The organism is Streptococcus sp. HMSC073F11 (assembly GCF_001810785.1).
Lineage (GTDB): Bacteria > Bacillota > Bacilli > Lactobacillales > Streptococcaceae > Streptococcus.
In genome coordinates this window covers 84,417-96,238 of sequence record NZ_KV802698.1, presented here as the reverse complement: position 1 = coordinate 96,238, position 11,822 = coordinate 84,417, and the positions used below count along the sequence as shown (strand labels likewise).

Sequence of the window (11,822 nt, the reverse complement as noted above, 5' to 3'; positions counted from 1 at the left end):
TTTATGAAACTTGTACTTGAAGTTGATCAACCAACTGTCCATCCACAGTCAAATTGAGATAGAAATCCAAGGTCTTATCAGCAGCAAAATACAGGGTTGGTAGGCACAAATCTTTTTTGCTTTCCCCAGCTTGGAATTGAAGGACTTGAATTTCGTCCTGATAGGCGACACCATGGACACCTGTCCCTGGTTGAATCGAAATCTTAGCTTCCAAAGGACCACTACATTCTCTGCGCTTCACTGTAAAATGGACATTTTCTCCCTTGATTACAGCCAGACTTTTTTCTACAAATGCTGGCCCCTGAACAGCTACTGTTTGTGACAACCTCGGAGTTTTATAGAGTGAAATCTTAGTCAATACAGGCATAGATAGTGCCTCTGTAATCGTCACGCGCACCTTCTGTGCCTCTACTAGCGGACCTCGCAGGAGGCGCTTATGACCAACTGTAAAGCCCTTACCAAATTCTTGCCAGACGCCATCCACCTCTACTAGCACATGAAAAGCAGCGATTCGTTGCCCTAGCTTCAAATCTTCTCTTAACTCAATTACATCAAAAGTTTTAGGTGATCCTAAGTCGAGTTCTAACTGGATGGGCAAGTCTGCATCGCTTGCCCAAGAGCTGGTCTCAAGACCGTCTGTCAGATGGTGACAAGCAAAGTCTGCGGAAAGAGCTGGACCAGATACCTTAGCTCCCAGAGCCAAATCTTCTTTATAGAGCTCATTGCGATAGGCCGCAAATTCATAGAGGCGTTCAATATCCTTTGCATCAAATAGCCCATCTTGATTCGGCGGAATATTAAGTAGGAGCGGGGTTCCTCTCCCCACTGAGTGAAAATAGATTTCGACCAACTCCTCAAGTGACTTAGGATCCTGGTCCTCATGGTAAAACCAACCCGGCCGAATAGAGACATCTGCCTCACCGATTGAAAAAATCATGCCCGAGGGATCTCCGTGCTGAAGATAGTCCAGCTCTGCTTCTGTTCCTAGTTTATCAGGATTCACCTTTTGCCATAGAGGATTACCTGCATACCCTCGTTCATTGCCAATCCAGCGGATACTAGTGCCTTCTGTTGAAAAAATTAAACAATCGCCCTGCAGTTCACGAATGGTTTCAAACCATTTTTCAAATTCATAATTGACCTTTTGAGCGCCCTCTCCTCTGGCACCATCCATCCAGACCTCAGCAAATTTCCCTCCATTTCCATAGGCAGGATTTGATAAGATCTCCTTCAGCTGAGCCAGATAATAGGCATTATAGTCCGCTTCTCGGTCCACATGATAGAGAGGACTGTGGGCATCCCACGGTGACAGGTAGACCCCCATATCCATATCAAACTCTGTGGCAGCTTGTGATACTTCAAGGAGCAAATCCCCCTCTCCACTCCTCCAAGGACTGGCCTTGACCGAATAATCTGTGTGAACTGTCGGATAGAGGACAAAACCATCGTGGTGTTTGACCACCAAAATCAACTTTTTAAAGCCCGTTTCTTTGAGTACACGAACCCACTCACGCGCGTCTAACCTTGTCGGGTTAAATCGTTCAGGATTCTCCTGACCTGTCCCCCATTCCTGGTCATAAAAGGTATTGGGCCCAAAATGGATAAAGGCTGCTAGTTCATCCTCTAAATAAGCTAGCTGGGCCTGACTAGGCAAGGGGCCATGCGGTTTTATTTCTCTTACCATATTACTTCCTATCTACATTTTTCTTTACTTTTTTTGCATACACTTGCAATTCTGTTAACGCTAGTGGATTTACCAAGTTTTCAAATCGAAGACGAAGGGCATAGGTTTCCACCTTGTCAAATTCAAAACGAAGCTCCTCATCCTTATCACTTGAAACTTTTCTAATAGCTGATACAGGTCGCCAATTCTCCTCTTGTTTGAGCAGGGAATCCTTATCTAAATGATTTGGAGTCCGAGGCAAGGCAGGCTCATTCCCTACATAATAGTCGATATAGGTCGGATCAACAGCCAAATAGTCTTGATTCTCAACATAATATAAGGTCAGGTTATCCACAAATCGCGGTTTTAAAATCCCTGCATCTCCAAAAAGAATGCCCACGCTGGCTTGCTCTGACTTGGTAATCCAAGTATTGGCTGTCGATTTTTTCCGAGCAATGACCTTGTCATTGAGGTAAGAGGCTGGGTGATTTGGCTCTGAGTGAGAAGCAAAGACCAGAGGCAGGTTGGACCCTGTCCACTGATTGGAAATAACTTCCCCATCTACACTGGCATCTGTCACATGAATGGTGACTGTTGCTGGCAACTCACAGCCCGCTACTTGCCCTGTGAGCACACATTCTCCTACCTGAGCATAGACTTGAGGATCGACTTCATCCCAAGTCACCTTGGCCGTATCTCGTCTGCCATCTGATAAGACTAGCTTGACTCGGTCTGGTAAGTGTGGGGCTTCCTTGACAAGCGTCCAAACCCTTTCAGGCTCAATAGCACAAATCCCTTGGACACAAACCTGAGCAGAAGCCTTTAAATCCAGACCTTCTAGCTGACCAGATACCGTAAACTCATGAAATCTTGCCAAAGCTTGCTCAGGAATCTCCTCCCAAGCAACCTTGACTCGTTTTGCACCGCCTGACTCATAGTCCATCAAAACTGAAGATGGCAGCTGTGGATAAGTCCCCCTATCTGTATACAAGCGAAGTGGTCGTACAGAAACCGCCTGCCCTAGTGAGGTATTTTCTGCAACCTGCAAATGAGTTTGATAGGTCTTCCCTTGATAAATGGCGCGAATAGCCACGTCGCCAGCAGACAAACAATGAAGCACTCCCTGATTTATAATGGCCTGGGCACTACCACTCATCTCCCAAATCACTTCACTATTCCCCACCTTGTTCACAGGGTTATCCACAGTTTGTGGATAAAGTCCAATAGCTGGGGAATCCCCTTCTTGTAATCCGGCCTGCTTATCCACTCGAATCTCAAATAAGCGCTGATTTTTCACTGGCTGGCAATCAAAAGCCTCTCCCACTAAGAGATCAAAACTTGCTGTCTCTAGCCCTCTGGCACTGGCCTTTACTCTTACTTGGCCTGCCTGCTCCAAGCTCTGAACCAAAAGTACACCTCTGCCATGGAAGGCCTTCCTCTTAAACCGACCATTTTTCTGAGCCTGATAACGTTCACGACTGGCCTGCCTGCCGTTATCCACACCTACAATGCGAGCAGGGCCCTCAATTTTAAAATGAATCTGATTGGAAGCACTCGGCACCCAATTTCCATCCTTGTCCAATACATCAAAATAGAGATAAAGGAGGTCTTGCCCATCTGGCTCCAGTTTTGTTTTCTCGGCATGAAGCCCAATCTTAGCAGGCTTACCTGCAGTCACCACCCTATCTTCTGCCACAAGCTGACCTTGACGGTCATAGGCCACAGCACGCAATTCTCCTGGTTGATAAGCCAAACGCCATTCGAGATAGAGCTGGTCAGAACTTGCTCCCTCTTGGTATTTTCTGCCATCTGAAGTCCATTTTTCCTGAAAGGTCTTTCTGCCTTGGGATTTTCCATTGAGAAATAGCTCTACAGAACCAGCATTTGAATACACTCGAACAGGGATATCCCCATACTTATCCACAACTTGTTGATAACTCTTGTGAATTTCCCAATTCCAATGGGGCAGGATATGAACCATGGGATGCTGATCTACATCCACCCACTGACTTTGATAGAGATAATAATCATTTTTAGGAATCCCTGCTGTATCCACAAGCCCAAAATAAGAACTCTTGACCGGCGTGTCATTTTGGTTGTGCCAAGGAGTCGGCTCACCGATATAGTCCACTCCTGTCCAGATAAACTGACCGGCATAGTCTAGCCGATTTCTATCTGCTATCCAAGCAGCCGTCGCTGTCTTCCCCCAAGGAACTCGATCATTGCCATAATCCGACTGTTCAAAATTCCGCACGCGACGATTATTCCCAACACATTCCTTATCTGGGCGAAAATAGCTGTCACGCGTCCGTGTAGCCGATGAGGTTTCAGATCCATAAAGTCGCCACTTGGGATGTCTTTTGCGAATCCCATCAATATTGTCTTCCGAGTAATTCAAGCCCACCACATCCAGCAAATCAGCAATCTTTTCATGACCTCCAGAACCGTCTCCAAAGCGGAACTGATCCATTCCCATGGTCACAAAACGGCTATCATCAACCTCCTTAACCTTCTCTAGCAAGCGTTTGATCGTCTTCAATGAATGAGCATCACCATTTGCTTCGCTTACTTCATTTCCCAAGGACCACATAAAAATTGCTGGATTGTTCTTGCCACGCTGGACCATGGTTCGCAAATCGTAATCTGACCAGAAATCGCCTGCTTTCGCTTCTGGATGAGTCGCTTCTTCCTCAAAAAAGCGACCATAGTCATATTCTTTCTTGCCTCCATACCAGGTATCAAAGGCTTCTTCTTGGATGAGTAGGCCCATTTTGGCAGCCAGATCCAGCAAAATGCTACTGGCTGGATTATGGGTGATTCGAATAGCATTGACCCCCATTTCCTTCATCTGGCGCAAGCGTCTCTCAGCAGCTGACCTGTTTTCCACAGCTCCCAGCGCTCCGTAGTCATGATGGAGACAAACCCCATGAATCTTCAACCAGCGACTATTTAGAAAGAAGCCCTTATCCGCTTGCCAATCCATATGGCGGTAACCAAAGCTCTCCTCTTCTTCATCAACCAAAATGCCATTTTTATAAAGACGAGTCTTCAATTGGTAAAGGTGAGGATGGTCAATATCCCAAAGCAAGGGTTGAAAAATTGATATTGCTTGTTGGAAAGAATGTTTGTCTCCAGCTTCAATCACTACAGAGTCTGTCGCCTGCCAGTCTGACAGTTGCTGCCCATCATACCAGATACTCTGTTCTAAATATACCGAAACGGACTGAGGTCCGTCATTTGAAACCTTGCTTTCAAGCTGGGTTTCCACTCAAGATTGCTTTTGCTCCTTTAGCTTAGGACTTTTTATCGTAATCCCATACAAATCTAGATGAACTGCATCTGTAATCAACAATTTTACTTCTCGGTAGATACCACTACCCGAATACCAACGACTGCTAGGTTGCTGATTTTCCACAAAAACTGCTAACTGGTTAGCCGTCCCATCGTTTCTTAGATAAGGCGTGATATCATAAGAAAAGGGCGTATAGCCATTGGGATAATAGCCCAGCACTTGCCCGTTGATATAGACTTGGGCATTCATGTAAACCCCATCAAAGAGCAAACGCACCGAAACAAGACTGGCATCTTCTTCCAAGTAAAACTGCGTCCGGTACCAGGCCTGACCCCCATTTAGCTGGCCACCCTCATTTTGCGCTGGCGAATAATGGTCAAAATCATTGTAAATACTCCAGTCATGCGGCACTTGAATAGCCTGCCAATTTTCCCTCTGAAAATCCGGTGACAAGGCTTCTTCTTTCCCCACCTCCTGACTAAAAAACCAGTGATTCCGTAAAACTTCTTCTCTTCTCATACAAACATTCCTCATTAAACAAGTCTATTGACTTGACTATAGCACAAAACAAAAGCGCTTTCAAGTTTTCCTCCATCACTCCCTAAATACTCAGAAAAGATTCTATAATTTGTGGAGGAGGATTTTAGTTCCTAAACATACAAAAACAATGCAAAAAGAGCCTGTTACCAAGCTCTTTAGTCTATTATTTCTTGTCAGCACGGAGGGCTGACAAGATTTGTGTACGGATATCATCCACACCATTTGGCGTATTTGGTAAAAAGATGGTTTGATTTCCTTTAGAGGCAAAGGTATTCAAAGTATCCAAATATTGGTTGGTCAAGAGGATGGACATGATTTGTTCTTCTGTCATGCCAACATTGGCTTCCTTGAGTTCGGTGATAGACTCTGCCAATCCATCCACAATCGCCTTACGCTGTTGGGCAATCCCCACACCATGAAGGCGGTCTTTTTCTGCTTCGGCTTCAGCTGCAGTGACAATTTTAATCTTGTCAGCTTCCGCCAATTCTTGCGCTGCCACCCGCTTACGTTGCGCCGCATTGATTTCATTCATGGATTGCTTAACTTCTGCATCTGGTTCGACCTTGGTAATCAAGGTTTTCACAATAATGTAGCCGTAAGTTGTCATTTCTTCCGCCACTTGGTGTTGAACCTCAAGGGCAATCTCGTCTTTTTTCTCAAACAGTTCATCCAAGGTTAATTTTGGAACAGAAGAGCGAAGAGCGTCTTCAATATAAGATTTAATCTGAGATTCTGGACGCATAAGTTTATAGTAGGCATCAGTCACGCTCTGCTCATTGACACGGTACTGAGTCGCCACATTCATCATAACGAACACATTATCCTTGGTCTTGGTCTCAACCACAATATCGCTTTGCAACAAGCGCAACTGAATCCGTGCTGCAATCGAGTCAATTCCAAAAGGCAAGCGAATATGAATACCGCTATTGGCAACCTTTTGGTATTTCCCAAAGCGTTCAATAATCGCCACCGACTGTTGACGAACCACATAAACTGTACTCAGTGTGACTATCACCAATAGGAGCACACAAACCACCACAAAAATCATCAAAAATGTTGCCATTATCGTGACCTCCATCATTATTTTTCCTGTATTATAGCACATTTAAAGAAGGCTGTGCAGTTTTAACTGCGATTTTTAAAAATAAAATGTTAACCATCTATTTTGTAACTAAAAAGATAGCCTCATACAAAGCTATCCTTTGATTCTCATCAATGCGCCAACATTTCTTGAGCGATTTCTTGGCCAGATAGGTTATCTGGGTAGTAGGTTGGCCAGTTATCCATTTCTTCAAAGAGGGCTTCTTGGCTTGTGCCTCCAAAGAAGATATGGAAATGTTCTGCCTTAACTGGGGCGATATTGTGGTCACTAAACTGAACATACTTGAACTGTCCAGCGTCTGCATCTGTGGCTTCAAAGAGGAAGCGCACGCCACGATTGCCTTTCTTGTAAGTCAAGATTTTCTTACCAACATACTTGTAGGTGAATTTCTTACTTTGTCCACCTTGAACAAATTCCATAGTATTATCAGAAATGTTGATCTTAGTCACATCTGTCTGGTAGCCTTTTGTATAGTAGGCCTTGTACTCAGCCTGGGTCATCTTACCAGTCAACTTAGCCTTGTAGTCAAATACTTGATCAAAAGTACCATCTTCAAGGAAAGGATAAACTGATTGCCAGTTACCTGAATAGTCACTCAAGGTGCGGTCCTTGACGTCTGCATCCTCGAAGTAACCATTTTGAACTGTCTTGGTATCCTCTGCCTTTTCAGGCTCGATTGCTGGGCCTTCTTGGTCTGTTGTTTGTTTTAAAGCCTTGAGGTTTTTCTCCATGATTGAGATGTAATTTTCTCCAGCCTTGGTATCCTCTTCTGTCAGACTTTCCAAAGGATTGAGGACATCTGTTTTGACACCTGCTTCTTTTGAAAGTGTGTTAGCAAGAGCTTGTGAGGCATTTTCTTCAAAGTAGATATAGGCAATTTTATTTTTCTTGACGTACTCTGTCAATTCTGCCAGACGTGCAGCTGATGGTTCTGCATCTGGAGAGAGACCTGAGATTGCGACTTGTTTGAGTCCATAGTCCAAAGCAAGGTAGTTAAAGGCTGCGTGTTGAGTCACAAAGCTCTTTTGTTTGGCTTGAGACAAGCCTTCTGCGTAAGCCTTATCCAAGGCTTGCAATTTTTCGATATAGGCAGCAGCATTCTTCTCAAAGGTCTCTTTTTTATCAGGATAATCTGCTGACAAGCTATCACGGATGTACTCTACAAGTTTGATGGCACGGACTGGTGACAACCAAACATGGGGATCGTACTCATGGTGATGGCCTTCTTCTCCATGGTCATGGTCTCCCTCTTCTTCCTCACCACCTGGCAAAAGCAACATATCGCCTGTCGCCTTGATGGTTTTGACCTTTTTCTTATCCAAAGTATCTAGCAATTTAGGTACCCATGTTTCCATGTTTTCATTTTCATAAACGAAGGTATCTGCGTCTTGGATTTTAGCAACTGCCTTGGCAGAAGGTTCGTATTCATGGGGTTCTGTACCAGCACCGATGAGGAGTTCTACATTAGCAGTATCTCCTGCGACTTGCTTGGTAAATTCATAGACAGGGTAAAAGGTTGTCACGATATTGAGTTTGCCATCTGCCTGCTTTTGATTGGAACAAGCCACTAAAAACAAGGCACATAGACTGGCTAGCAATAAACTAATTTTTTTCACGATAGTCTCCTATTTGATAAAACGTCTTACTAAACTAATAAGTAAAAAGACAGTTACAAAAATAATGGTAATACTTGCACTTGCAGGTGTTTCTGCATAGTAGGAAATGTAAAGTCCTGCCACCATTCCCAAAAAACCAATAGCACTGGCAAGCAGCATAACCGATTTAAAGTTTTTCCCCAGACGCAGGGCAATACTAGCTGGCAAGACCATAATGGTCGATACCAGAAGAGCTCCTGCAGCAGGAATCATAAGGGCAATGGCTACTCCTGTCACCATGTTAAAAAGAATAGACATGGTACGAACAGGCAAGCCATCCACAAAGGCCGTATCTTCATCAAAGGTCAAGATATACATCGGACGAAGGAAGAGGAAGGTCAAAATCAAAACAACCGCCGCAATGACAAAGAGGGAAATAACCTGCTCTTCACTGATCGTCACGATTGAACCAAAAAGATACTGGTCCAAACTCATTGAGCTAGAGCTTTTACCCTTGCTCATGACAATCAGAGAAACAGCCAGACCCGTTGACATGAGGATAGCTGTCCCGATTTCCATAAAGCTCTTGTAAACCGTACGGAGATACTCCAGGAAGACTGCCGCAATCAAAACAATGGCAATAGTGGAAATAGTCGGAGAAATCCCCAGAACCAAACCAAAAGCTACACCCGAAAGCGAGACGTGGCTGAGGGTATCACTCATCAAACTCTGACGACGCAAGATAAGGAAGGTTCCCAATACCGGCGAGAAAAGACTCATGGCAATAACGGCCAGAAAGGCACGTTGCATAAAGTCATAAGATAACAAACTAAGCATGGCCCACCTCCTGATCATTCTCATGAACATTGAAACAACGCCATGGCGAGTCTTGGTTACGGACTAGATGAATATTGCGATCCGCATAATCCTTAACTTCTTCAGGGTCATGGGTAATCATCAAAACAGCCTTGCCATGATGATGGGCGCTGTGGTGCATGAGTTCGTAAAATTCATTTTTACTTCCTGCATCCATTCCCGTTGTCGGCTCATCTAGGATAAACACATCTGGATCCGAAGCAAACATACGCGCAATCACCGCTCGCTGCTTTTGCCCTCCAGAAAGAGACCCCAAGCGTTTGTCTCGGTGTTCCCACATGCCAACTGAATCCAGACTAGCCTTGATATGCTCCTCATCATGAGCATTCAAGCGACGGAACCAGCCTTTTCGTGGATAACGACCCGACTTGACAAATTCGTAAACCGTACTTGGAAAACCCGCATTAAAACTGGCAATCTGTTGAGGAAGGTAGGCTATTCTCAATTTCTTACCCTGTGTATTTGTCTTTGAAATAGTCACCTTGCCAATGCGTGGTTGGAGGATACCAAGACTAGCCTTGATCAGTGTCGTCTTAGCTGCCCCATTCTCCCCCGTCAAGGTAACAAATTCCCCACTATCAACACTATAATTGATATGTTCAAGAACGGGCTCCTTATCATAATAGAAGGATAAATCCTCTACCGTAATATATCTCATTATTTGATTTCTCCTACTAAAGCAGTCAAAAACCGCTGGATCACTTTTTGTTCATTTGGAGTAAACTGAGTCGCCACTTGTTCATAGGTTAAAAGTGTATGCTCATGGTGATGGTGGTGCTCCTCAGCAATTGGGCGAGCCAAATCAGTCAATTGATAAAAAATCACACGCGCATCCTTCGGATCTTTAGATGTTTCCAACATCCCTTCCTTGACCAAAGACTTAATGGCCTTGGTAACTGCTGCCTGACTGACATTGAGGCGACGCGCCAATTCTGAATTTGTTAAAGATTCCTCTGACAAGAGCATGAGAATATGCTCCTGGGTATTGGTCAGGGCCACCTCGCTAGTACAATGACCTATTAGGATTTCATGCTGATTTTCTGCCTGCAAAATCACCTCATTCAAAAAAGCATCGATATCCTTCGCTAGCTGTCTCATATTTGACTCCTTTCCTTTTAGACTTCTCTTTTTTAAGAGAAAATACTATTCTTTGAAAAATTATTTACTGGTTAATTATATCACAACCAAAAAAAGAGTCAAGAAAAAACGTGAAAACCAGTTTCATTCTTGAACTCTTCCATATTATCATCTATTGAAATTCCTTGGCATTTCCATCATAAGTCGCCCAATCTTTGCTGAAAAAGCGCTCATTCAGATGGTAAGTCGGAGCTGGGGTGGGATTGGATAGGAAGGGATCAACAGCCTTGTCAAATGCCAACCAACCCAACCAACCAAGGTGAATGGTGTCCTTCATAAAGAAAGGCTCCCCGCCATCCTTAGAAAAATCTGCTATATTGGTAAAACCTTGACTTTCTAACTGGTAGCGAATCTTCTGCACCGTTTGTTGGTACATATCTTCTCGTAAACCAGCGTAGTCCATCCATTTTTTATTAACAGGTGGAATAATAAAAATCGGGTTTACCTTAGATTTAGAAAACTGTGTTAACACCAACTGCAAGTCATTATACTCTGGCGACTTGAGATAGGTAAAGCTTTTCTGAGAGTCCTTTAATTTCTTCAAATCCTTCTTGATCTGCGTATTATAGAAATAATTTTCCATTCCCAGATCATTATTAGAAGTATTCTTTTCAGCATCTGCTTTAACAACATCTTCTATGGCTTGATAAGAAAACTGGTCTGGCAAAGTCTTTAAATACTTAACTACATGCTTGTCATAATTGACATAGCCTCTAACTGAAAACTGACCAAAAAAGGAAGCTTGGCGTTCATTAAAACGAGCCAATAATTCGATCATTTCATTGTCTGCCGACGACAACTCTTCTTTACTTGCCAACTTCTGAACCAGATCCTTCATAGCTACGTTTGGAAACTGCTGTAGTAAGCGAGTCGCTGCATATTGACTAGCCTGATCTCCAGATTGATGTTTCAGAAAACTGGTCAACTGGTCTCCATTAAAATACTGCTGAAAAGCTGCTGGCTCATAGCCATTTTTACTGAACCACTGGGGTGAGATAACATACACAACTTGTTTATTCTCTAGCTGTGGCAACATCTGTTGCATCCCAAAATACTGGTTGAGTGATGCAGCTCCCCTCTGCCCTAAAAGATAAGGGCGATAGGAGCGATTGTACTTCTCAGCCAAAACTGCAGGATGAGCACCATCAAAACGAAGCCATTCACTGGAGCCAAAGAAGGGAACAAAACGTATATTTGGATCAGATAGGGCTCTGACCTTTTGACTCCGCTCCTTAAAACTTTCAATGGTAGTAGCTACCGCAGAACGCTTCTCAGATCCCAAATCATGATGCATCTCAGCAGGATAGAAAAAGATGAGCAGACAAACCAACAAACCAGCTATCAAGACCGGTCCGAAGATCATCCATAAGCGTTTAAGCATTTTGTAGCTCCACAATACCAGCTATGATTTTATTGGCTGTATTCCAGTCATCACGACCAAACTCTGTTACAGGGACACGAATGTCAAAACGGTTTTCAATCTCTACAATTAACTCTACCGTTCCCATACTATCCAAGACACCTGCATCGAAAAGATCTTCATCCATCATGTCAGAAACATCTTCCATAAACAACTCATCAATAATTTCGATAACTTCTGATTTGATATCCATATTT

General features: G+C 43.7%; 8 protein-coding genes and 1 pseudogene. All 9 read right to left on the bottom strand.

Annotated elements, in window-relative coordinates; translation table 11 throughout:
* Position 1: 1 nt before the first annotated feature.
* On the bottom strand, positions 2–1,684 hold the full coding sequence (locus HMPREF2764_RS07235; protein WP_070528403.1) for an alpha-L-fucosidase: 1,683 nt from the start codon (positions 1,682–1,684) through the stop codon (positions 2–4).
* Between the two features lies 1 nt (position 1,685).
* A pseudogene (locus HMPREF2764_RS10155) lies at positions 1,686–5,474 on the bottom strand (sugar-binding domain-containing protein).
* Positions 5,475–5,658: 184 nt separating this feature from the next.
* Positions 5,659–6,543 carry an SPFH domain-containing protein gene (locus HMPREF2764_RS07220; protein WP_070529168.1) on the bottom strand — a complete coding sequence of 295 codons (885 nt, stop codon included), beginning with the start codon at positions 6,541–6,543 and terminating at the stop codon, positions 5,659–5,661.
* 164 nt (positions 6,544–6,707) lie between these two features.
* The gene (gene adcA / locus HMPREF2764_RS07215) at positions 6,708–8,213 is read right to left on the bottom strand and encodes a zinc ABC transporter substrate-binding lipoprotein AdcA (RefSeq protein WP_070528394.1); all 1,506 of its coding nucleotides are present in this window, start codon (positions 8,211–8,213) and stop codon (positions 6,708–6,710) included.
* Between the two features lie 9 nt (positions 8,214–8,222).
* Positions 8,223–9,029: a metal ABC transporter permease gene (locus tag HMPREF2764_RS07210; protein ID WP_000950030.1), complete on the bottom strand. Its 807-nt coding sequence runs from the start codon at positions 9,027–9,029 to the stop codon at positions 8,223–8,225.
* On the bottom strand, positions 9,022–9,726 hold the full coding sequence (locus tag HMPREF2764_RS07205; RefSeq protein WP_001269496.1) for a metal ABC transporter ATP-binding protein: 705 nt from the start codon (positions 9,724–9,726) through the stop codon (positions 9,022–9,024). The genes HMPREF2764_RS07210 and HMPREF2764_RS07205 overlap by 8 nt, the downstream gene beginning before the upstream one ends.
* A complete protein-coding gene (adcR, locus tag HMPREF2764_RS07200; protein WP_001249308.1) occupies positions 9,726–10,166 on the bottom strand; it encodes a zinc-dependent transcriptional regulator AdcR in 441 nt (146 codons plus the stop codon). Before adcR ends, HMPREF2764_RS07205 begins: the two co-directional genes overlap by 1 nt.
* A 151-nt stretch (positions 10,167–10,317) precedes the next feature.
* Positions 10,318–11,586, bottom strand: coding sequence for a D-alanyl-lipoteichoic acid biosynthesis protein DltD (gene dltD / locus HMPREF2764_RS07195; RefSeq protein WP_070528390.1), 1,269 nt, complete (start codon positions 11,584–11,586; stop codon positions 10,318–10,320).
* A complete protein-coding gene (gene dltC / locus HMPREF2764_RS07190; RefSeq protein ID WP_000351967.1) occupies positions 11,579–11,818 on the bottom strand; it encodes a D-alanine--poly(phosphoribitol) ligase subunit DltC in 240 nt (79 codons plus the stop codon). The genes dltD and dltC overlap by 8 nt, the downstream gene beginning before the upstream one ends.
* Positions 11,819–11,822 lie beyond the last annotated feature (4 nt).